At 68.9% G+C, this 21,705-nt stretch carries 22 protein-coding genes and 1 pseudogene; 15 read left to right on the top strand and 8 right to left on the bottom strand.

The annotated features are described in order from the left end of the window. Window positions 1-7 precede the first annotated feature (7 nt). From ACFWYS_RS42875 to ACFWYS_RS42860, 4 genes are all read right to left on the bottom strand, one after another. Entirely contained in the window at window positions 8-964 is a 957-nt protein-coding gene (locus ACFWYS_RS42875) for an alpha/beta hydrolase (RefSeq protein ID WP_384781788.1), read from the bottom strand. 64 nt (window positions 965-1,028) lie between these two features. Then, window positions 1,029-2,525, bottom strand: a complete 1,497-nt coding sequence (locus ACFWYS_RS42870; RefSeq protein ID WP_384781786.1) for a flavin-containing monooxygenase — start codon at window positions 2,523-2,525, stop codon at window positions 1,029-1,031. Beyond that, on the bottom strand, window positions 2,522-3,922 hold the full coding sequence (locus ACFWYS_RS42865) for an FAD-binding oxidoreductase (protein ID WP_384781784.1): 1,401 nt from the start codon (window positions 3,920-3,922) through the stop codon (window positions 2,522-2,524). The genes ACFWYS_RS42870 and ACFWYS_RS42865 overlap by 4 nt, the downstream gene beginning before the upstream one ends. Before the next feature lie 60 nt (window positions 3,923-3,982). After that, window positions 3,983-4,429: an acyl-CoA thioesterase gene (locus ACFWYS_RS42860; RefSeq protein ID WP_384781782.1), complete on the bottom strand. Its 447-nt coding sequence runs from the start codon at window positions 4,427-4,429 to the stop codon at window positions 3,983-3,985. A gap of 370 nt (window positions 4,430-4,799) precedes the next feature. On the opposite strand from ACFWYS_RS42860, the gene ACFWYS_RS42855 reads away from it, so the two are divergent. The 12 genes from ACFWYS_RS42855 to ACFWYS_RS42800 all read left to right on the top strand — a co-directional run bounded on the left by ACFWYS_RS42855 (window position 4,800) and on the right by ACFWYS_RS42800 (window position 14,907). Further along, window positions 4,800-5,249 (top strand): holo-ACP synthase, encoded by a 450-nt coding sequence (locus tag ACFWYS_RS42855; RefSeq protein WP_384781780.1) that lies wholly within the window; start codon window positions 4,800-4,802, stop codon window positions 5,247-5,249. Next, window positions 5,246-6,235 (top strand): ACP S-malonyltransferase, encoded by a 990-nt coding sequence (locus ACFWYS_RS42850; RefSeq protein ID WP_384781779.1) that lies wholly within the window; start codon window positions 5,246-5,248, stop codon window positions 6,233-6,235. The genes ACFWYS_RS42855 and ACFWYS_RS42850 overlap by 4 nt, the downstream gene beginning before the upstream one ends. Window position 6,236: 1 nt before the next feature. Continuing rightward, window positions 6,237-6,983, top strand: coding sequence for a 3-oxoacyl-ACP reductase family protein (locus ACFWYS_RS42845; RefSeq protein WP_384781777.1), 747 nt, complete (start codon window positions 6,237-6,239; stop codon window positions 6,981-6,983). Window positions 6,984-7,028: 45 nt separating this feature from the next. Continuing rightward, window positions 7,029-7,316 carry an acyl carrier protein gene (locus ACFWYS_RS42840; protein ID WP_384781775.1) on the top strand — a complete coding sequence of 96 codons (288 nt, stop codon included), beginning with the start codon at window positions 7,029-7,031 and terminating at the stop codon, window positions 7,314-7,316. Further along, the gene (fabZ, locus tag ACFWYS_RS42835) at window positions 7,313-7,807 is read left to right on the top strand and encodes a 3-hydroxyacyl-ACP dehydratase FabZ (protein ID WP_384781773.1); all 495 of its coding nucleotides are present in this window, start codon (window positions 7,313-7,315) and stop codon (window positions 7,805-7,807) included. Before ACFWYS_RS42840 ends, fabZ begins: the two co-directional genes overlap by 4 nt. A gap of 108 nt (window positions 7,808-7,915) precedes the next feature. Then, window positions 7,916-8,935 carry a glycine cleavage T C-terminal barrel domain-containing protein gene (locus ACFWYS_RS42830; protein ID WP_384781771.1) on the top strand — a complete coding sequence of 340 codons (1,020 nt, stop codon included), beginning with the start codon at window positions 7,916-7,918 and terminating at the stop codon, window positions 8,933-8,935. Window positions 8,936-8,945: 10 nt separating this feature from the next. After that, window positions 8,946-11,417 carry a beta-ketoacyl-[acyl-carrier-protein] synthase family protein gene (locus ACFWYS_RS42825; RefSeq protein WP_384781769.1) on the top strand — a complete coding sequence of 824 codons (2,472 nt, stop codon included), beginning with the start codon at window positions 8,946-8,948 and terminating at the stop codon, window positions 11,415-11,417. Next, complete coding sequence (locus tag ACFWYS_RS42820) at window positions 11,417-11,575, top strand: hypothetical protein (protein WP_384781767.1); 159 nt, start codon at window positions 11,417-11,419, stop codon at window positions 11,573-11,575. The genes ACFWYS_RS42825 and ACFWYS_RS42820 overlap by 1 nt, the downstream gene beginning before the upstream one ends. Next, the gene (locus ACFWYS_RS42815; RefSeq protein ID WP_384781765.1) at window positions 11,572-11,952 is read left to right on the top strand and encodes a holo-ACP synthase; all 381 of its coding nucleotides are present in this window, start codon (window positions 11,572-11,574) and stop codon (window positions 11,950-11,952) included. Before ACFWYS_RS42820 ends, ACFWYS_RS42815 begins: the two co-directional genes overlap by 4 nt. Beyond that, window positions 11,949-12,701, top strand: a complete 753-nt coding sequence (locus ACFWYS_RS42810) for an SDR family NAD(P)-dependent oxidoreductase (RefSeq protein ID WP_384781763.1) — start codon at window positions 11,949-11,951, stop codon at window positions 12,699-12,701. The genes ACFWYS_RS42815 and ACFWYS_RS42810 overlap by 4 nt, the downstream gene beginning before the upstream one ends. 38 nt (window positions 12,702-12,739) lie before the next feature. Continuing rightward, window positions 12,740-14,410: a DHA2 family efflux MFS transporter permease subunit gene (locus tag ACFWYS_RS42805; RefSeq protein WP_384781761.1), complete on the top strand. Its 1,671-nt coding sequence runs from the start codon at window positions 12,740-12,742 to the stop codon at window positions 14,408-14,410. Between the two features lie 35 nt (window positions 14,411-14,445). Continuing rightward, window positions 14,446-14,907, top strand: coding sequence for an ATP-binding protein (locus ACFWYS_RS42800; protein ID WP_384781759.1), 462 nt, complete (start codon window positions 14,446-14,448; stop codon window positions 14,905-14,907). A gap of 162 nt (window positions 14,908-15,069) precedes the next feature. Here the strand turns inward: ACFWYS_RS42800 and ACFWYS_RS42795 are convergent, their stop codons facing one another. Together ACFWYS_RS42795 and ACFWYS_RS42790 are read right to left on the bottom strand one after the other, a co-directional pair. After that, window positions 15,070-16,929 carry an AMP-dependent synthetase/ligase gene (locus ACFWYS_RS42795; RefSeq protein WP_384781757.1) on the bottom strand — a complete coding sequence of 620 codons (1,860 nt, stop codon included), beginning with the start codon at window positions 16,927-16,929 and terminating at the stop codon, window positions 15,070-15,072. Beyond that, on the bottom strand, window positions 16,926-17,408 hold the full coding sequence (locus tag ACFWYS_RS42790; protein ID WP_384781755.1) for a winged helix-turn-helix domain-containing protein: 483 nt from the start codon (window positions 17,406-17,408) through the stop codon (window positions 16,926-16,928). The genes ACFWYS_RS42795 and ACFWYS_RS42790 overlap by 4 nt, the downstream gene beginning before the upstream one ends. Window positions 17,409-17,857: 449 nt before the next feature. Here ACFWYS_RS42790 and ACFWYS_RS42785 point away from each other — a divergent pair, with 449 nt between their 5' ends. Next, on the top strand, window positions 17,858-18,691 hold the full coding sequence (locus ACFWYS_RS42785) for a DeoR/GlpR family DNA-binding transcription regulator (RefSeq protein WP_384781753.1): 834 nt from the start codon (window positions 17,858-17,860) through the stop codon (window positions 18,689-18,691). Window positions 18,692-18,763: 72 nt separating this feature from the next. Here ACFWYS_RS42785 and ACFWYS_RS42780 read toward each other — a convergent pair whose 3' ends face one another. Next, window positions 18,764-19,120 carry a hypothetical protein gene (locus ACFWYS_RS42780; protein ID WP_384781751.1) on the bottom strand — a complete coding sequence of 119 codons (357 nt, stop codon included), beginning with the start codon at window positions 19,118-19,120 and terminating at the stop codon, window positions 18,764-18,766. A 182-nt stretch (window positions 19,121-19,302) separates the two neighbouring features. Next, the gene (locus ACFWYS_RS42775) at window positions 19,303-19,635 is read right to left on the bottom strand and encodes a hypothetical protein (protein WP_384781749.1); all 333 of its coding nucleotides are present in this window, start codon (window positions 19,633-19,635) and stop codon (window positions 19,303-19,305) included. Between the two features lie 247 nt (window positions 19,636-19,882). On the opposite strand from ACFWYS_RS42775, the gene ACFWYS_RS42770 reads away from it, so the two are divergent. Together ACFWYS_RS42770 and ACFWYS_RS42765 are read left to right on the top strand one after the other, a co-directional pair. Continuing rightward, on the top strand, window positions 19,883-20,335 hold the full coding sequence (locus ACFWYS_RS42770; RefSeq protein ID WP_384781828.1) for a VOC family protein: 453 nt from the start codon (window positions 19,883-19,885) through the stop codon (window positions 20,333-20,335). Between the two features lie 125 nt (window positions 20,336-20,460). Further along, a pseudogene (locus tag ACFWYS_RS42765) lies at window positions 20,461-21,528 on the top strand (IS630 family transposase). Window positions 21,529-21,705 lie beyond the last annotated feature (177 nt).

The raw sequence follows: 21,705 nt of genomic DNA, 5'->3' as shown, positions 1-21,705 counted from the left end.
GGGCTCCTCAGCGTGCTCGGGGCCGCGGTGTGCCGAAGTGGCCGCGCAGCGTGTGGGCGATGTGGTCTCTCGCGTGACGTGCCGCGGTCAGCCCCGGGAGCAGGAAGAAGACGTGCAGCGCGCCGTCGAGGCGGCGGATCGCGGCGGACACGCCATCGGCCTGCAGCCGTCGGCCGTACTCCTCGGCTTCGTCTCTGAGCGGGTCGCACTCGGCGGTGAGGATCAGCGCGGGCGGCAGGAGTGTGTGGTCCGTGGCGAGCAGCGGGGACGCGTACGGGTGGGCCGCTTCGTTCGGTGAGGGAAGGTAGAGGTCCCAGAAGTGGAGCATGGTGGCACGGGTGTTGAGGTAGTCCGAGGCGTACTGGCGGTAGGAGTCGAACGGGGAGTTCTCGGCGGGCGCCAGGCTGGGACAGATGAGGATCTGCAGATCGATGTGCGGGCCACCGCGGTCCCTGGCCATCAGGCATGCGGCGGCGGCCAGATTGCCTCCCGCGCTCTCCCCCGCGACCACCAGCGTCCCGTCATCGGCGCCGAGCTCCTCGGCCCGCCCGGCCAGGGCGCTGATGGCGGCGTAGGCGTCCTCTGCGGGGCCCGGGAACCGGGTCTCGGGGGCCCGCCGGTACTCCACGCTCGCCACGACGGCGCCCGTGGCGTTGGCCAGGCTCCGCAGCGGTCTGTCGACCAGCTCCACGTCCCCGGCGATCCAGCCTCCGCCGTGGAAGAACACCAGCAGCGGGCGCGGCCCGGGGTGTCGGGCGGGCTGGTAGACGCGGACGGGCAGCAGGCCGGCCGGGCCGGGAACGTAGGTCTCGGTGATCGATTGCACCGGTTCGGCGGGGCCCTGGGCCTGCCGCAGACCGCTCATCAGCTCGCGGGCGGTGGGGACGCCCACCTGGTGAAAGGGCGGCATGCGCTGTTCTGCCAGGCGGTCGAGGAAGGCGGCGGCTTCCGGGTGCAATGACACGGCAACTCCTTTGGTACAGCGGGGTTTTCGGGGCTGGCGCACCCCTTGGGGGCGGGCGGTCGTGTCACGGTGAGGCGTCCGGGGTGTGCGCGTGGCCGTCCGGCTGGTAGTGGGCCAGATTCAGCCGCCTGGTCCGGCGCCGGTATTCGGCGGTCTGGCCGGGCCAGTTGGTGGTGACGTACCGGTTCGCTCCCCGGTACCAGTTGCGGCACGTCGACCAGACGGTGCCCCGGACCCGTCGGCGCATCTCCGCGGTGAACGTCTCCTCGGCGTACGGCCGTACGTCGAGGAACCGCCGCCTTCCGCGGGCGAGGATCCGCAGGGCGTCGAGGACGTAGCGGATCTGGCTCTCGACCATGTAGATGACCGATCCGGCGCCGACGTTGGTGTGCGGTCCGTAGAGCAGAAACATGTTGGGGAAGCCGGGGACGGTCATTCCGAGGTAGGCGTGTGCCCCGTCGCGCCAGGTGTCGGCCAGCTCTCGGCCGCCGCGTCCGGTGATGGGGAGGGAGGCGAGGAAGTCGGTGGCGGTGAAGCCGGTGGCGTAGACGAGGGTGTCGACGCGGTGTTCGGTGCCGTCTTCGGTGCGGATCCCGTCCTCCGTGATCTCGGTGATGGGATCGGTGACGAGCTCGACATGGGGTTCGTTGAAGACCGGGTAGTAGTCGCTGGAGATGCCGATCCGCTTGCACCCCACTTCGTCCCGGGGTGTGAGGCGTGCGCGGACGGCGGGGTCCTGGACCTGTCGGTCCAGCTGTGCGGCGCATCCGTAGGACGTCAGGCGGGTGATCGGCCAGCGGCGGGTCAGGCCGGGGACGGTCAGCTCGTTGAAGAGCCACCACCCGAGGCGTGCCCCCTTGTGGGCGAGCCGTCCGAAGACACCTCTGCGCCGGGGGTACGCACGGTCCCAGCGGGGCACGATCCAGGGCGCCGAACGCTGAAAGACCGTCAAGTATGCTGCCTTCTGGGCCACTTGGGGCACGATCTGGATGGCGCTGGCTCCCGTTCCGACCACCGCGACCCTGCGGTCGCTCAGGTCGTGGGCGTGGTGCCAGCGCGAGGAGTGAAAGGCCTGCCCCTTGAAGCGGTCGGCGCCGGGTATCGAGGGGAAGGACGGACGGCTCAGCTGGCCACACGCCGGCACCAGGACGTCCGCCTCCAGTGTTTCCCCCGACTGTGTGTGCAATCGCCAGCGTTCGGTGGGCTCGTCGAAGTGGACGGAGCGGATTTCGGTACGCAGTCGCAGATGGCCGTGCAGCTGGTATCGGTCCGTACAGCGGCGCAGGTAGTCGAGGATCTCCTGCTGTCCGGCGTAGCGCTGTGACCAGTCGTGCGGTGCGAACGAGTACGAGTACAAGGGGGCGGGAATGTCGCATGCCGCGCCGGGATAGGTGTTGTCCCGCCACACACCGCCGATGTCGTCGCCCTTTTCCACGATCGTGAACTCGTGGTGGCCGGAACGCTTGAGGGCCATGGCCAGGCCCAGACCGCTCACCCCGGCGCCGATGATCACCACGTGGGGGACCCGCCGGGACCGCCGTGCGGACGCCGGGTGGTTCATGACCCGGGCTCGCGGGCCGCCGGGGAAATGTTGTGGTTGAACCGCAGCACGTTCTCCGGGTCGTACTCGGCCTTCACCTCGGCGAGGCGCGCCAGCCGGTGTTCGTTCCAGAAGGCGCGGACGCGGTCGGTCTCGTCGTCTTCGGACGTGGTGTTCAGGTAGGTGTTTCCACTGCCGAATCTCTTGAGGATTTTGCCGGTCTGCTTCACCCAGTCGCGGCACCGCTCGGAATCGGCTTCGTCCTTCCACTGGCAGATCACATGGATCAGCCAGCTGTCCTCACGATGGGCGAACGCGGTCGCGTCGGGCGGGACTTCGGTGGCCGCAGTGTCGAAGGGGTGGACGTTGATGGTGGTGAGCGACGAGGGGAGATCGCTGCCTATGGCGGCGACGGCGGCGATCTGCTCGGGCCCCAGGCTGGGCACGAACTCGCTGGTCCAGTAGTGGAGATTGCCGGCCGGTGTGAACGTGTCGAGCATCGACTGCACCGCCACCAGCGGCATCGGTCCCACGCTGTCGTACAGCGGGGTGCCGAATTCGCGCAGCGGCTGTACGGCTTCCCAGGCCTGTTCCATCGGCCCGAAGTAGCGTACGAAGAGCGTCACCAGCGGCATTCCCCAGAACTCCTTCGGCACGAAATCCGCCTCCGGAGCGTGGATGAACAGGGCGTCCGCACTCAGGTGCGCCGGGCTGGTGGCGCTGAAGTCCCGCAGGAACTCCAGTACCTGAGGGGCTTCTTCGACCGGATGTGCCAGGAACCCGGCGAGCATCATCGGCCCCACGGGGTGTGCGCGGAATTCGAAAGAGGTGACCACGCCGAAATTGCCGCCGCCTCCGCGCAGCGCCCAGAAGAGTTCCGGACGGCGGTCGGCGCTCGCCGTGACCAGTTCGCCGTCCACCGTGACCATGTCGGCGGACAGGAGATTGTCACAGGTCAGCCCGTGCTTGTGGAGCATCATGCCCACACCGCCGTTCAGGGTGAGCCCTGCGATGCCGGTCTCGGACATCTGGCCGGTCGGAATCGCCAGGCCGTGCAGCTGCGTCTCGCGGTCCACATCGCCCAGCAGGGCGCCGCCCTGCACCCGGACCGTGCGGTTCGCCGGGTCGACGTGTACGCCCCTCATCAAGGAGAGGTCGATGACCATGCCGTCGTCGCACATGGCGTGGCCGGCGACGCTGTGGCCGCCGCCGCGGACGGCGATCAGCAGTCCTTCTTCGCGGGCGAAGCGGACCGCCTGGACGACGTCCGCGGTTCCCAGGCATCTGGCGATGACCGCGGGCCGCTTGTCGATCATGGCGTTGTAGACCCGGCGAGCAGCGTCGTATCCGGCGTCCTGCGGCCCCAGCACCTCGCCGAGGAGCTTCCCGCGCAGGCGGTCGAGCGCATCATTCTTCATGAAAGGCTCCAGATGTTCGAGTCGGCCGGAGACAGTGTCCGGCCCGTTCTCCACAGATGTTCACGCGCTTTTTCGACGCTCTTCGAGAAACTGCACGAAGGCCTGGTGCATGTCGTCCGGGATTTTGGTCAGGACACCACGCTCGACATCGACGAACGCATGGACCGTACGGGCCTCGGCAATGAACTGGCCGCCGTTCTTCCGGTAGATCTCGTAGTAGTAGGTGAGTGTTCCCGGAGCAGCTGCCCAGGTCCGGATCACCAGGTCGTCCAGGTACTTGGCGGCGCCGTGGAAGCGGACCTGGAGATCGGTGGTGGCGATCTGGTACTTCCGGTAGTCGGCGCCCACGTCGAGCGCGAATTTCTCCCGCCCGAGGTCGAACCAGGGAATGTAGCTGGCGTAGTAGGCGTGCCCCTGTACATCGCACTCCCCCCAGCGGACACGGGCCGTGGCCACTACGCTTACGTCGCGCATGATGTTTGTCGCGGACTGCACGAAACGCGGCATGGTGCGTTGATCCTCTCGCGATGATCTGAGGGATTTACCGGCAGGAAGTCCGGCGCATTTCGTGCACCACGTCGACTGCCGATGTTCCGGGAACACTAGGAATTGACCGAGGACGAGTCAATCCGGGACGCCGAATGTTTCCCGGTCCTTACAGATCTTTCGCGCTGCCCGCGAAGTATTTCAGGTGCGCCGCGCGGCCTGACATGCATCTTACTCGGATGTTGACGCGACACGGACGCACCTTTAGGTTCATGCCATCCGAAGGGGATTTCCCGGAAACGTGAGGGCGATATTACCGAGCCGAACGGATTCCACCCCATTCACCATTCTCTTTTACTCGCCTTCTCGGTGAAGAGGCGGAGAGCAGACCATGCAGATTCCCCATGCCGTCGGGCACATTCCGGCGCACATTCATACGGCCGGTGTGGACCTGGTGGACCTGTGCCGCTGGCAGCGTGCCGTGCAGCGCTGCGGAGACGCGCTGGCGCAGCGGTACTTCACCGCACACGAACGCCGGACCGCGCAGGAGCGGGCGACGGACGACCGCTCGTTCGCCGAGGTGCTCGGCCATCTCTTCGGTGTGAAGGAGAGCGTCGTCAAAGCGGTGGGCGGGCTTCCCCCCACCGCCCGGCTGGCGGACATCTCCGTGGGGATCCCGTACGACGAAGGGGACCGGGAACCGTGGCCGGTGCGGCTGAGCGGCCCGCTCGCCCGCTGGGCCGAGGCCGAGCAGGTGGAGGTCGTCGGCTCCTCCGTCCGGATCGAGGACGGTCTGGTGCTCTCCTGGGCGGCGGCGCGCACCCCGGGGGCGCCGTCATGACCACGACGACGGCCTTCGTCTTCCCCGGGCAGGGCAGCCAATTCCCCGGCATGGGGCACGAGTTGCACCGACTGGGCCCGCATGCCCGCACGCTCGCCCGCCGTGCCGAGGAGATCACGGGCCTGCCGGTGACCGAGCTGATGACGCGCGCCGACGCCGCGACTCTCGCCGATCCGGAGATCGCCCAAGTGCTCGTTCTGGTCTGGTCGCTGGCCGCACTGAAACGGCTCCGGGAGGCGGGCCTGCGGCCGTGCGCGGTGGCCGGCCACAGCCTGGGCGAGTACACCGCGCTGGTGGCCTGCGGCAGCCTCGACCAGGACACCGCACTGTCCCTGGTCTCCTGCCGGGGCAAGGCGATGGCACAGGCGGCCCGTGCCCGGCGAGGCGGCATGGCGGCCGTCGTCGGTCTCCCGGCGCCGACGGTGCAGGCCCTGTGCCGGCGGGCCTGCGCCGACGGCGAAGTCGCGGTCGTCGCCAACTGGAACTCTCCGCGCCAGCTGGTGGTGGCCGGCACCGTGAACGCGATCGAGCAGGTCGTCGACGCCGCGATCGGCGCCGGGGCGTTGCGCGCCCGGAGGCTGACCGTCGGCGGCGCCTACCACTCGCCGCTGATGAACGAGGCCAACGACAGTCTGCGCGGGCCCCTGTCCGCCGCCCCGCTCGGCGCCCCGCGCATCCCGTTCGTCTCCAGCACGACCGGCAGCCACGTCACCGACATCGCGGCCTACCGCACCGACCTGTTGTCCCAGGTGATCTCGCCGGTGCGGTGGAGCGACACCGTGCCCGCCCTTGCCGCGCTGGGCGCCGACACGTACGTCGAGGCGGGCCCCGGCCGGGTGCTGGGCGGTCTGGGCAGGGAGATGGCCCGTACGGCCAGGCACCTGACGACCTGGGAGGCGCTGCGTCAGTGCCCGCCTCCCGCCCGCCCCGGCACGCATGACGTGATGCATCCGGTCACCCGACCGACCTCGACCAAGGGAGGATGACGTGAGCGATCTTCAAGGGCGCATCGCCCTGGTCACCGGCGCCACCAAGGGCATCGGCCTGGCAGTGGCGCAGGAACTGGCTCGCGGCGGTGCCACCGTGCTGATGAATCACCGCGGCAAGCCGGAGCAGGCCAGGACAGCCCTGGACCGAGTGCGGGAGATCCGTGCCGATGCCCAGCTGATCCAGGCGGACATCGCCGACGCGGCCGATGTGGAGCGCATGTTCCGGACGGTCAGGGATGACCACGGGCGGCTCGACGCCTTCGTCAACAACGCGGGCATCACCCACGACGGCTACGCGCTCATGATGGGCGAGGCCAATTGGCGCAGGGTCATCGACACCAACCTCACCGGTGCGTTCCTGTGCACCCGTGCCGCCGCCCGGCTCATGGTCCGTCGACGCACCGGCGCGATCGTCACCGTGAGCTCGACCAGTGCGCTCAGTCCCCCGGCCGGCCAGGCCAACTACGCGGCCGCGAAGGCGGGCGGGGTGGCGCTCACGAAGGTGCTCGCCAAGGAACTGGGCGCCTACGGGGTCCGCGTGAACTGCGTGGTCCCCGGCTTCGTCGACACCTCGATGACCCGTCAGATGCCCGCCGACCGCTTGGCGGAGAACCTGCGGCATGTGCCGCTGGGCCGCATCGGGCAGCCCGAAGAGGTCGCCTCCGTCGTGCGGTTCCTGCTCGGCGACGCCGCGGCCTACGTCACCGGCACCTCGGTCGTCGTCGACGGCGGCCTCATCTGCTGACCCCGAAAACCCACGCACCATCCCGACACTGACAGGAGAACCACCATGGTGATGACACTCGACGAGGCGACCCGTCGGGCGACGGCACGACAGGAGCTCTGCTCGCAGGTCAAGAACCTGCTGGTCGACCGCCTCTCGCTGGACGTCGACCCCGGCTCCATCGGGGACGACCAGCCGTTGTTCGGCCGCGGCCTGGAGCTCGACTCCATTGACACCCTGGAGCTGGCGATGGCCGTGGAGGACACCTTCGGGGTCACGGTCACCGACGACGACACCCACAGCCTGCTGTCGCTGAACCGGCTGGTCGACCACATCGAAGGTGCCGGAGCATGAAGGGACTGCCGCCCTCGACGGCGCGTGCGGTGCTGAGCGCCGACGACATCGCCCGACTGCTGCCACACCGTCACCCGTTCTTCCTGCTGGACCGTGTCACGGCGCTCGAACCCGGCACCAGCGCGGAGGCCATCAAGAACGTCACCGCTTCCGACGGCGTCCTGGCCGGTCACTTCCCCGGCCGGATGCTCTACCCCGGCGTCCTGCTCGTCGAATGCGTCGCGCAGCTCGCCGCGGTCATCTACGGGAGTGCCGCGGCGCAGTCGGCCACCGGTGAGCTGGTGGCGGATGTCGCCGACCGCGTCGGCTATCTGGCCGAGATCCGCCAGGCCAAGTTCCTCAAACCCGTCCTCCCCGGGGACCAGGTCGTCTTCCGCGCCCAGAGCGGCCCTCGGCTGGGCGGACTGATCTCGGTCACCGGCCAGGCATCGGTCGGCAGCGAGCCGGTCATGACGGCCCGTCTCGCCGTCACCGAACTCGACCGGTCGTAGAACCGGCAGCCGCCACACCCCACCGCCCTGCCCCTGACCGCCCCCGCGCCCCCGCGCCCCCGCACGTCCCTGCCCACCGCATCGCGCTGAACCCCCTACGGAGGAACGATGAAGTCCAGCTGCACCACCACCGACGAGGAGTACGCGGCCCTGCGCCATGACGTCGGCCTGATCCACTACGACGGCGCGGGCCTGCTCCGAGTGACAGGGCCCGACGCCACCGCCTACCTCGGCCGGGTCGGCACGCGCAGTGTCGACTTCCTCCTCGAAGGACAGAGCACCTCTTCCCTGCTGTTGCGTGAGGACGGCAGCATCGTCGCCGAGACGCTCATCCACTGCCGCGGCGCCGACTACCTCGTGGAGATCTGGCCGGCCCAGGCCTCCGAGGCCGTACCGCATCTGCTCGCGGCAGCCGGCGGATTCCCCGACGTCACCGCGGAGGACATCAGCGCCCGGCACACGGTGCTCGCGGTGGAAGGCCCGTCCTCCTTCAGGATCGCTCAGAAGTACCTCGACTTCCCCATCGCCTCCCTCGCCTACCGCAGTTGTGCCGCCGTCGAATGGGGCGGTGGCACGATGACGCTGTCGCGCACCGGCCTCACCGGCGAGTACGGCTACAAGTTCATCGTCCCGTCCGGTGCCGCGGACCGGCTGCGCGCGGAGCTCCTGGCGGCCGGAGCCGTCGAATGCGGCAAGGACGCGCTCGACATCTGCCGGATGGAAGTCCGTTTCGCCAGCCTGGAGCACGAGCACGCCGGCGGACCGGTCACCCCCTTCGACGTGGGTCTGCAGTGGATGCTCGACGCGCGCCAGGACTTCGTCGGCCGGGATGCCCTCGAAGAGCGCCGGCAGCAGGAGCACCGGTCCCCGGTGTGCTGGGTCGCCGACGCCTCCTTGGAGAGCGCGCCGGCCCACGGGGCCGTCATGGCGGTCAGCGACGCCGAGGTGGGATCGGTGACGCACTGCGTCTGGTCCCCGTCCCTGTCCCGGTTCATCGGCACCGCCGTCGTCGAACACGGTGTGGCGGCGTCCGGCCAGGACTTCCAGCTCGCCGGCACGGGCACGGTCGTACGCACGATCTCCGCCCCCTTCCTGACGGCCACCAGCCTCGACGTAGCCCTCGACTGAGGAGAACACCATGAGTCCCAGCAAGCGGCGGGAAGAGAGCGTCACCGTCACCGGAATCGGCATCAGCTGCGCTCTGGGCAACGGCGTGCAGCAGGTATGGCGTGCCGTGTGCGAGGGCGCCAGCGGAATCGACAGGACCCGGCGACTCGACGTCTCCACACTCAGCTGCAAGTACTCCGGCGAGGTCGGCTCCCTGCCCGGCACCGTGCGGCGGACGGGGAGCCATCCGGACCGGGCGACCCGGCTGGCCCTGGCCGCGGTGGAAGAGGCCGTCGACAGCGCGCGGCTGCCGCTGGCCGAGTACGACCCCTACCGGCTGGGGTTGGCCGTGGGCACCTCGGTCGGGGGCCTGGACCAGGGCGAACGCTTCCACTGGGACGTACTGAGCGGGGGCCCCACGGCCGGCCGGCGCGGTCTGCTGACGAGCTATCCGCTGTACACCTCGGCGGACGCGATCAGCGTGGCCTTCCAGCTCCGAGGGCCCAAAGTGGTGATCTCCAACGCCTGCGCGGCCGGGTCCAACTCCATCGGATACGCGGTGGACGCCATCCGCGAGGGACGGGCCGACGTCATGATCGCCGGCGGAGTGGATGTGCTCGACATCCTCTCGCTCGCCGGATTCGACAGCCTCAACGCCCTCGACTCCGAGCCCTGTGCCCCCTATTCGCGCAGCACCGGTCTCAACCTCGGTGAAGGAGCGGCATTCCTGGTTCTCGAAGCGGAGTCCGTGGCCCGCCGCCGTCAGGCTCCGGTCCTCGGCTACGTCCTCGGGTACGCGCTGACCAGCGACGCCTACCATGCCACCGCTCCCGACCCGGCGGGCAGCGGCGCCTCAAGGGCGATGCGCCGCGGGCTCGCGCAGGCGTCGCTCACCCCCGACCGGGTCGACTACGTCAACGGCCACGGGACGGGTACGCCCACCAACGACAAGGCCGAGACCAAGGCGGTGGCCGACCTCTTCGCCGACTCCCCCTCCACCCCGATGAGCAGCACGAAGTCCCAGGTGGGTCACATGCTGGGGGCGGCCGGGGCCATGGAGGCGGCCGTCTGTGTGCTGGCGCTGCGGGACGGCATGATCCCGCCGACCATCAACGTCGACGAGTCGGCCGGTACCCCGCGGGACATCGTGGCCAACCGGGCCCGGCCGCAGGCCCTCGACGTCATCGTCTCCAACTCCTTCGCATTCGGCGGCAACAACTGCTCGCTGATACTGGGCCGCCACCCGATCCCGCCGGCCGCCGTGCCCGACCACCGCGTGGTCATCACCGGCGCCGGGCCCGTCACGGCGCTCGGGAGCGGGCGGCAGGAACTGGTGGACGCGCTCAGAGCGCGGACCACCGCGATCGGCCCGGCCCGGCTGGCCGACCTCTCCCTGTCCCGGACCCGGCAGGCGGCAGAGATCGACGGCGCCGACTGCCGCCGCCACGTCGACCCCGCCTATGCACGCCGGCTCGACCAGATCGGACTGCTCACCCTCGCCGCCAGCCGTATCGCGCTGCGCGACGCCGGCCTGCGCATCACCCGGGCCAACTCGGAACGCGTGGGCATGATCTTCGGCACCTTCAGCGGGCCGATGCAGACCGTGGCGCAGCTCAGCGAGACCATCGGAACCCTGGGGCCCCATCGGGTCAACCCGCGGCTGTTCCCCAACTCGGTGATGAACGCCGCGGCCGGCCACGCCTGCCTCGCGCTGCAGATCCGCGGCCCGCTGTCCACGCTGGCCACCGGAGGCGCCTCAGGGCTCACCGGTCTGGCGTACGCCGCGGACCTGGTGCGGCGTGGCGAGGCCGATGTCATGCTCGCGGTCAGCGCGGATGAGTTGACGCCCCTGCTGCACTGCGGTTTCGACCGCCTGGGCCTGCTCTCCGACGACACCATCCGCCCCTACGACGCGACGTCGGGCGGCACGGTCCTGGGTGCGGGCAGCACCGCGCTGGTGGTGGAGTCACTCGATCACGCCCTGCGCCGCGGGGCCCCGATCCTGGCCGAGATCAAGGGCCATGCGGTCACTTCGGACGCCTACCGCGTCGCCGGCAACGACCCCTCCGGGCAGGCCTGGGCCGAGAGCTTCCGCCGTGCCCTGGACGACGCCGGGATGACGGCGGGCGACATCGGCACCGTCTACGGCGATGCACGCGGCACCGCGGCCATCGACATCGCCGAGGTCCGCGCGGTCGCCCAGGTCTGGGAGCCCGGCGGGGTCCGGCTGAGCAACCTCAGCCCGTACGTCGGACATGTGCACAGCACCACCGCACTGATGTCCGCGGTCTGCGCCACCGAGACCGTGCGCAGTGGGTGGAGCCCCGAGACACCCATGCCCGCCGACCCTCGCGAGACGGTCACCGACTACCTGGGTCCTGCCCCCGCGACGGGCACACCGTGCCTGATCACGGCGGCCAACTGGGGCGGCACCTATGCCTCCCTGGTCCTCGCGCCCTGGGACGACGCGAGTCCCTCGGCAGCCGCGAAGGAGACAGCGTGATGGACACACCGCTTCCGCTCCCGGTGACGCTACCGGCGGCCCCCGCCGTGGAACGACGGTGGACCGACTGGCCCACCGTCACCGAACTCATCGCCGCCGTCCTGGCGTCGTTCCCGCCCTGGCCGCGTCGGACCGATACGCACAAGGACCTGCGATGAACTCGCCGACGCGGGCGTTGGCGCTCACCTCTCCCCCACACGTCCCCGCTCCCGGCGATCCGCGCTGGAGCGACTGGCTCACCCGCGAAGAGCTCGCTTTCAGCTACGGCCTTCAGCGCGCTCATGAGCACCTGTCCGCGCGCAAGGCCGCGAAGGAGGCGGTCGCCCAGCTCCTGGGACTGCCGCTGGGCCCTGGCACATGGCATGCGATGGAGGTACGCCGCAGGCCCGGCGCCGCCCCCACGATGGAGTTCCACGGCGTGTTGGCGGACCACCTGCGAAGCCTTCAACTTCCCTTCCCGGCAGTGTCCTTGACCCATGCCAAGGGCCATGCGGCGGCTCTTGCGTGGCTTCCGGTCCGGAGAGCCGAGCCATGACGGACACGGGCCATCAGGTGGCCGTCGTCACGGGTGCGCTCGGCGGCATCGGTCGTGCGATCGCGGGGCACTTCCTCAACCGGGGCATGGGGGTCCTGCTGACGGACCTGGACGCCGAGGCCTGCCGGCGGGCCGCCGACGAGTTCAATCGCAGCGGACGGGCCGGCCGCGCGCTGGGCTGCGCGCTGGACGTCACCGACCCTGAGGCATGGGACCGCGTGACACGCCTGGCCCGCCGCCGGTTCGGACGCCTGACGGTGCTGGTCAACAACGCCGGGGTACTGGGACACAACCCTCTGGAGAACGTCGGCGAGCAGGAGTGGACCCGCGTCGTCGCGGTCTGCCAGAGCGGCACGTTCCTCGGCATGAAGGCGGCGGCCCCGTGCCTGCGCTCCGCGGGCGGCGGCGTCATCATCAACGTGGCCTCGATATACGGACTCGTCGGCTCGGGTACGTCCTTCGCCTACCACGCGGCAAAGGGAGCCGTACGCACGATGACGACCGCCGCGGCCGTCGAGCTGGCCCCCCACGGCATCCGCGTCAACGCCGTCTACCCCGGCATGGTCGACACCGCCATGACCGCGCAGGCACCGACGCCGTTCATCGAGCGGGTCATCGAGGCCACTCCCCTGCACCGCTGCGCCCGGCCCGACGAGGTCGCCGCGGCAGTGGGTTTCCTGGCATCCCCGGCTGCCTCGTACATCACCGGCGCCGAACTCGTCGTGGACGGCGGCTACACCGCCCGTTAGCCGAAGCCGTCAACCGCAGTGGAAGGGAGGTGAATCGGATGTCCGGCACTCATCCGGAGCGCTGTCGGCCGTGGCTCGTCCTGACCGTGCTCTGTACCGGATTCTTCATGATCATCCTGGATACGACGATGGTCAACGCCGCCGTCCCGGTCATGAGCCGCGACCTCGGCAGCGGGCTGCGGGAGGCACTGTGGGTGGTGAACTCCTACGTCCTGGCCTATGCCGCCTTCCTGATCACGGCCGGCCGGCTCGGCGACCGCTTCGGCCCCAAGCGCATGTACCTGGCGGGGCTGCTGGTCTTCACCGTCGCCTCCGGCCTGTGCGGAACCGCCGAAACAGCCGGTGAGTTGATCGCCCTGCGTGTGCTCCAGGGCCTGGGGGCCGCCCTGCTGACGCCGCAGACCAGTTCCTTCATCGTCGTCCTCTTCCCTGCCGACCGGCGTGGCACGGCATTCGGCGTCTGGAGCGGGGTGATCGGGCTGTCCGCCGTGGCCGGACCCCTCGCCGGCGGTGTACTGGTCGCCACGGCGGGCTGGGAATGGATCTTCCTGCTCAATGTGCCGGTCGGCGTCGTCGCACTCGTCTGGGCGGCCCTCGTCGTACCCGATCACCGCCCACGGCTCCACCACCGCTGGGACCTCACAGGCACCGTGCTGGCGACCTCCGGCCTGGCGGCTCTCTCCTACGGCCTGCTGGAGTACCGCCAGTCGGCGACCGCAGGGGCCGCCGCACCCTTGGCCGCACTCGTCGCCGCAGTGGTCCTGCTGATCACCTTGGTGGCACAACAACGAACCAATCACCGCGAGCCACTGGTGCCGCACGCCCTCTACGGACAGCGGGACTTCATACGGGCCACGGTCGTGGGCGGCGGCGTCCACTTCGCGGTGGTCGGCACCGCGCTGCCGCTGCTGTTCTTCCTCCAGTCCGTCCTGGGCAACACACCGCTCGCCGCCGCGCAGGTCACCGCGCCGTCCGCGCTGGCGGTCGGACTCGTCGCGCTGGTCGTGGGCCGGTTGAGCAACGGTGCTCGTGCCAAACCGCTGCTGGTCACCGGCCTGCTCGCCTACGCCGCCGGACTCGCCTCGACCGTGGCCTGCGCGGAGCCCGGCATGAACGCCTGGCGGCTGCTGCCCGCCATGGTCCTCGCCGACGCGGGCATCGGATGCACCCTGGCCCCGGTCGCCAAGATCGCACTGGGCGGCATCGCCCCCTCCGTCACCGCCGGTGCCTCCGGAGTGCTCAACACCGCCCGTCAGGTAGGCGGCCTCCTCGGCGGTGTGGCCGTCGGATCCCTGCTGCAGGTGCAGCTGGCCGCCGACCTGCGCGCTCACGCCCACGCCGCCGCAGCCGAACTGCCCCGCTCACTGCGCAGCCCCTTCACCGACGCCCTCTCGCACGCCGCCGGCGACGGCATCACCCACCCTCCGGTGCCCACCGGCCTGAGCCCCGCCGACGCCGAACACTTCCGCGCCCTCGCGGACACCGTGTTCCAGCACGCCTTCGTCGACGCATGGCGCACCACGATGGTCCTGCCCATCGCCGTCATCCTGCTGTGCTGCCTGGTCGGCCGAGGTCTGTCCACCGGCAACGGCACTGCGGCGATTCCCCGCCCCCGGCGCGGACGCCACGCCCGCCGCCGAGGACAGCACGCGGCCGGCCACCGGCACAGCTGCCTGTCCACCACCCCTGGAGGGCCCGCCTCCGGCTGAAACACACAAAACCCCGTCATCCGAGGAGGCAGGCCATGTACTGCTCCGAACCGCCCCACCACCCGCACGTGGTCGACGCCACCCCGACCTGGTACCTGCCCGCCCACGACGCCTCGGCCGCCGTGGCGCGCCGGCGTGTGCGGTCCTTCGTGAGGGAGACACGGTGCACGGCGCTGGCGGACGACTGCGCGCTCATCGCGTCGGAGCTGGTGGCCAACGCGGTCCGGCACGGCGCCGGGCCCGTCCGGCTGACCATGAGTCACGTCCTGCTGGATGACGGCGGCCACGCCCTCCACCTCGTGGTCGGCGACCACGGCCAGGGCGGAAGAGCCGTCCGGCGTCCGATATGGCCGCGCCCCGATGGCGGAATGGGCACATCGGGCCGCGGCCTGAACATCGTGGACGCACTGGCCACCGCCTGGGGATCCACCCGCGTCGCAGGCAGCCACGTCGTGTGGGCCGACCTGCGCAATGAATCACGCCCAGAGGCCGCCTGAGCGCCGTAAGGGCACCGTCACCCGGGCCCGCGCCAGGGACCGCCTGGCCTGCATCTCCTCGCCCGCCGCGCGCACGTGCCGCCCCGGTGCTCGCCACACCGCGCGAAACGCGCCGACGCATCACTGCGTCGGCGCCCTCGCTCTGGCGTACAGCGGTATGCGTCACTCGTAGAGCGCCTCGAAACGCTCACGGAAACGGTCGTGCACGACAGGGCGTGCCACCTTCATGGAGATGGTCAACTCCCCCTCCTCGATGGACAGATCACGCTCCAGCACCGTGAACTTCCGGGCCCGGTAGTACTCCTGGAGCTTCGCGTTGGCGTCCGCCAACACCCGGGTGAGCTCACCGAGCAGTTTCGGGTGCCGCACCAGGCCGGGCAGGTCGGTGGGCAACCCTCTCCCGGCTGCCCACTCGCGTACCCGGGACGCGTCCAGAGTCAGGAGCACGACGAGGTGCGGCTTGCCCTCGCCGTAAGCCACGGCGTTGGAGATCAGAGGACTGGTCCGCAGTTCTCGCTCCAGGGGATTGGGCGTCACCGCCACGCCGTGCGAGAGCTGGATCAGCTCCTTCTTGCGGCCCGTGAGGCGGAGGTAGCCGTCGTCGTCGACGGAGCCCAGGTCTCCGGTGTGCAGCCAACCGTCGCGCACCGCACCGAAATCGTCGTCATGGCAGCCCCAGTAGCCGGGGAAGACGTTGGCTCCGCGGATCAGCACCTCGCCATCGGGTGCGATGTCCACCTCGATACCGGGCAAGGGCTTGCCGACGGTCCCCAGGCGGTAGTCGTCCGGTGAGTTGGTGGTGGCCGCCGCCGCGGTCTCCGTCATCCCGTAACACTCGACGATGGGCACTCCGCAACCGAGGAAGAACCCGAGGATGTCCTGCGACACGGAAGCACCGGACACCGTCACCCGGCGCACCGCGCCGCCGAAGTGTGCGCGTACGTCCGCGAAGAGCGTCCGGTCCGCCGTCGCGAACCAGCTCTCCAGTCGGGAAGGGATCCGCTCGCCCCGGGAACGCCGCTCACGCACCTCCAGGCCGGCCCGTGCCGCTTCGATGAGCAAGGCGGTGTCCTCCTGCGGCCGCGACGCGAGAACCGCGCCGTAGATCTGCTCCAGTGCGAGCGGAACCAGCGGCAGGATCTGCGGCCGCGCCTCGCGCACCTCGTCGGCGAGGAGGTCGGTGCTGCTGCCGCGGCGATAGACCAGGGTGTAGCGGGACCACCACACCAGAACCTGCATGAGCATCGCTATGGTGTGCGGTCCCGTGACGACGAAGACCGTGCCGTTGCTGTGGTCCGCCGCGGCATCCGGCTTGGGCGGGGGCTGAGGATGGGCGCGCAGGACACTGACGTAGTTGCCGTGGGTGAGCGCACAGCCCTTCTTGGGTCCGGTGGTCCCCGAGGTGTAGATGATCGCCAGCAGATCCTCGGCCCGCACCGCATCGGAGCGGCTCCGCAACGCCTCTGGTGAAGTGTCGGTTCGCCCCCGCGCACGCAGTCCGGCGAGGGTCGTCGTCCTTGCGGTGCGAGCGCCGCCGTCCTCCTTCGACCGGTCCGGGGCGAGGTCCGGGGGATCGACCAGCACGGCCTGCCGCAGGTGGGGCAGGCGCGACCAGACCGCTTCCACCTTGGCGAGCTGAGCCGTGTTCTCGCACAGCACCGCCTTCGCGGCGCAGTCACCGAGTACGTGCTCGATCTCTTCCGGCACCGTGGTCGGCAGGAGCGAGACCACCACCAGTCCGGCAGCCGCAGCCCCCATGAGCGTAAAGGTCCATTCGGGGCGCAGGTCGCTCAGCACCGCGACGCGGTCGCCCGGCTCAAGCCCGAGCGCCATCAACCCACGGGCCGTCTCCTCGCTCGCCTGCCAGGCTTCGGCGTACGACCGCCGACACCACACGCCGTCGGCGTCACGCCATCGGACGGCGGTGGTCGCCGGCCACTGTTCGGCGTTGCGGCGGGCCAAGTGGGCCAACGTGTCCAGGTGGACCGGTGCATCGGCGTGCACAGCGTCGCGATTCTTCATGCCATCTCTCCCCTGGTGTCCGAATCGAGCAGATACCCCTTGCGCCACACGGTCTTGATGACCAGTCCCAGCGGCGCCAGTCGGCGGCGGGTCCGCAGAATGCGCACGTCAAGGGCGTTGCGTCGGCCGCTCGCCCCGTCCGGCCACATCTGCGCCGCCAGTTCCTCCCGGCCCACCACCGACCGGTACGAATCGAGAAACACACGGACGAGGTCGGCCTCACCCGCAGCAAGCGGCAGGCGCCGCCCGGCGTAGTGCAGGACACCCTGAGAGTCGATCACCGGGTCGCGCGGGACCGATCTGGCCCGCAAGGTCTCCCACCGGGCCTGGATGTCCTTCTCGTCCACGGGGGCCCGGACCCAGTCTTCGAGCGGGTCGATCGACGCGGGAGGGCGAGCACCCGGCGCCACGACCAGTAGGCGAGGCATCCTGCGGCGGCGGTACGCCTCGACCTCGACCGCCTGCTCGGGCCAGCGCAATATGTGAATGCGATCGGTGCGGAGGCTTCGGTGGTGGTCTTTCGGGCCGGTGGGATTTCCGCGTGTCGTCTGTCCGCGTGTCGTCTGTCCGCGCGGCCCTGCCGATTGGCCGGGCACGATGGGCTGGATGTGCATATGAGTTCCTGAGGTGCCAGGGGGGTGCGAGTCCCCGCAGAATTCGACAGGAGCGGGCATTCCATCTGGTGAGTGCCCGGTCGAGCCGCCGTAGCGGGCGGCAAACCAACTGCGCAGAAGAATCGAACCCCACAGCCCCGTGACATTCCAGAGTTTCCGATGTGCCTTCGGTGTGCCTCTGATGTGCGCCCGGCGCGCCTCTGACTACCTCTGACCTGTATGGATGAAGATTTCATTTCCTTAGAAAATGAAACGACTGCCATACGACAGGCGCTACGGCAAGCAGTCAACTCGTCCCGGAAAAGAGTGACCTCGTGAACGTCTCTCCGACGGGGAGCGGCGACCGGCCCCCCAGCACCTTCGCGGCTACGTCGCGGTCTGACGAGCAGCGCGACCGCAGGCAGCAGATCCAGCAGCGTGTGTTGGACGAAGGCGTCGTGCGGACCGCCGCTCTGGCCGAACAGTTCGAGGTCAGCCTGATGACGATCCACCGGGACCTGGACGTGCTTCAGTCACAGGGCTGGCTCCGCAAGGTGCGTGGCGGTGCGACATCGCTGACCTCATCGGCATTTCACGGTGACGTGAGCGAGCGCATGACCACGATGGCCGACACCAAGCGACGCCTGACGAATGCGGCACTGGAGTTTGTCATCTCCGGACAGACGGTTGCCCTCGATGACAGCACTACGTGTCTGCCGCTGGCCGAACGACTCACCGAGCGCAACCCGCTCACCGTCATCACCAATTTCTTCCCCGTGATGAAACGTCTGGCCGGTGAATCCGGTATCAATTTGCTCTCGCTCGGCGGCACATACTATCCGGCCTACGACGCCTTCCTGGGCCTGGAGACAGCGAGAGCGGCGGCGGCTTACCACGCCGACGTGCTCTTCATGTCGACGACCGCGATCACTCGGGCACGCTGCTATCACCAATCGCAGGAGACCGTGCAGGTCAAGCAGGCTCTGATGGAGTCCGCAACACGGCGCATCCTGATCGTCGACCACACCAAATTCACTCAACAGGGACTGCATGCCCTCGCCCCGCTCACCGCGTTCAACGTCGTGCTGGTGGACAGCGCGCTGCCGACAGAGGAGCAGCGGCGAATCCGCAACCTCGGCGTGGACCTCAGAGTCATCGCCCGCGGCTGAGAGGGGCGTAATCGAAACATTCCTCCCGCCGACAGAATAGCGACGGGAGGAATACACTCAAGGCCTGTCCGGCTACTGGGGCATAACGGCGGCAATACTCTCGGCGACCCATTCACCATCGGATTCATAGGCGATAACCTTCGCCACGGCACCCCTTATCATGGCGCCGCAGTAGTAGCTGCCCTTCAGCAGGCTGAACTTCATCACCGTACCGTTCGTTTCGAGCTCAAGGTAATCGTCCTTGAAGGCAGAGATCGTTCCCGTGAACTCCTCGGTCTGGGCCTGGTCCTGCGCCATCGCGGCACTGACGGCGTTGACCTTCTGCTCTGCTGGCGCCGCCTGCACCGACGAGGACACCGCCACTCCCAGGACGGCCGCCAGCCCGGCAGCGACAACGCCCAGCTTGGTGATGCGACTACGCATGTTCATGATTTTCTCCCTCAAAGCCTGGTCCCACTGGATCCGACAACGGAGAAATTAGCAGCGGAACTCTCACCACAGGGCTCATCTTTCACACCTGTTTCAAAGCAGAATTCTCCAGACAAAAAACTGCCCTGTCGGGTTCGGACCCGACAGGGCAGCGGTACTTCATCACCTCGAAGCGTTTCGGCTTACCAGGTGACAACAACCTTGGCGATGTACTCTCCATCTCCCTCGGATGCCGTGATGTCCGCCCAGGCACCCACCCTCAGAGGACTCACCCAGTACGCCCCTTTGGTGCAGTCGACTTTAACGACCTTGCCGTTCGTTTCCACCTCTATATGCCCGTCATTGACAGCCGTGATCTTCCCCTGGAAGTGCACGGTCGAATACCCACTCGCGCTGATCCCCGCGCTGTACTCCGCAGACTTCGCCTGTGCGGGGGCGGACGCTCCGATGCCGATGACTCCGGCCAGCGCGGTTACAGCCACCATCGGAGCGATGAGGTTCTTGAGCTTGGACATAACTCTCCCTTGTTCCCATCGAGCAGAAATTCCCTGAAGTTGCGCACCGTCGGACATGAGTCCTTGATTCGGCCTCGCGGGAAGAGAGTAATGACAATTTAACTTGCATGGAAATTCCCTTACGCATTCCTTTCAGTAGCTCATCAGCGCCGATCACCGGCATGTCTTGGTGTCAGCAGCAGCACCACCGGTCCTTGCTCCCAGGGCGCAGAGGCGGCGCTCATGTGGCCAGTAAGGTTGGCCGGTGATCACTGAACTCAAACTCCAGCTGACCATCGACTGTGTTGAGCCCGAGCGGCTCGCGGCATTCTGGGCCGCTGCACTGGGTTACAAAGTCGAGCCGCCGCCTGCACCGTTCGCTACCTGGCGCGCGTACTGGCTGGACCAGGGCCTGTCAGAGGAGGAGCTGGGCGCAGGCGACTGCAGTGACTCCGTCATCGATCCGGATGGCGTCGGCCCGCGGGTCTGGTTCCAGCAGGTACCCGAGCCAAAGGGCGTCAAGAACCGGCTCCACCTTGATCTGGGTGTGAGCGGAGGGCGTAGCGTCGCGTTTGCCACTCGCAAGGAGCGAGTGCTTGCCGAGGTGGCGCGGCTGGAGAGCGTGGGCGCGTCCCGGTTGCGCATCGAGGAATCGGATAGCTCGGGTTCATTCTTCGCCGTGATGCAGGACCCGGAGGGCAACGAGTTCTGCGTTCATTGAACAATTGGAGGCGGTAGAGCGTGCGGCCGGCTCGCTGCCTATCCGGTGAGGGCGAGATTGTGCAGCCGGGCGATGCCGAGCATGGCGTGGTGGACGCCGTCGCCCTTATTGATCCGAAACGGTAGATGTTCTGGGTCGTTGATCCCTGCGTGAGTGAACTGGTGGGGGACGCAAGGCAGTTGTCGCCGTCGGCTCAGGAGGCCCTTCGACTGCGAGCGGTGGCCGCGTTGGTGGTGGGCCGGGACCGTGAGGATGTCGCGGCGGTGTTCCGGGTCTCGCTCAAGGCGGTGGACAATTGGTGGGCGAAGTGGCTGGCCGGCGGGCGCGAGGCGCTCGTGGCTCAGCCGCGTGGACGCCGGGTCGGCGAACATCAGGTTCTCGACGCGGTCGAGCAACAAGCGATCCGGCAGGCGGTTCTGGATCACCGCCCCTGTGACCTGGGGCTGGCCGGGCAGCTGTGGACGCGCGCGGGAGTGGGGGGCCTGATCGCGAAGCTGTACCGGGTGCGGCTGACCGAGCAGGGGGTGGGCAAGTACCTGCGCCGCTAGAGCCTGTCGTTCCAGCGCCCGGACAAGCGGGCCGTCGAGCAGGACGCGGAAGCGGTCCGCGTCTGGCGGGAGGAGACCTGGCCGGCGATCCGCGCGAAGGCGAAGGCCGAGGGCGGGGAGGTGCTCTTCGCCGATCAGGTCGGCATCCGTTCCGACCAGGTCACCGGCCGCACCTGGGGTGAGCGGGGCCGCACACCGGTCGTGCACCGCACGGGCAACCGGTTCTCGGTCAACGCGATGTCCGCGATCAGCACGAAGGGCCGCATGCACTTCAGGGTGTTCACCGAGACCTTCGACGCCGACGTCATGTGCCGCTTCCTGGACCGGCTCGTCGGCCACTTCGACCACAAGGTGCACCTCGTCCTGGACGGTCACTCCGCGCACCGATCCCGCAAGGTCCGCGCTTGGCTGGCCGATCATCCGGACCGGATCGAGCTGCACTTCCTGCCGTCGTACTCGCCGGAGCTGAATCCCGACGAGCTGGTCAACGCCGACCTCAAACGGAGTCTGCCCATGCACAGCCGGGCCCGCGACCAGGCCCAACTCGCCGCCGAGACCCGCAGGTTCTTCCACCGCCGCCAACGTCAGCCGCATATCGTCCGCGGCTACTTCGGCGGCCCACACGTCCGCTACATCCTCGAATAGAACCGATTGAGTTTCGGATCAGTACCAGCATCAGGCTCCGTATGCGCTCGTCCTCGCGCAGGTACCGCCGCCCGGAAGCAGAGGCTGGGGGCCCCCGCGGGGCCGGGGGGGGCCCCGCGGGCGGCCCCGACCCCAGACAACAACAGAGGGGCGCGCAGACAGAGAGAGAGGTGGTAG

This window comes from Streptomyces sp. NPDC059010 (assembly GCF_042740355.1).
GTDB lineage: Bacteria > Actinomycetota > Actinomycetes > Streptomycetales > Streptomycetaceae > Streptomyces.
The sequence above is the reverse complement of the archived record's forward strand: the minus strand, read 5'-3'. Positions and strand labels throughout refer to the sequence as shown.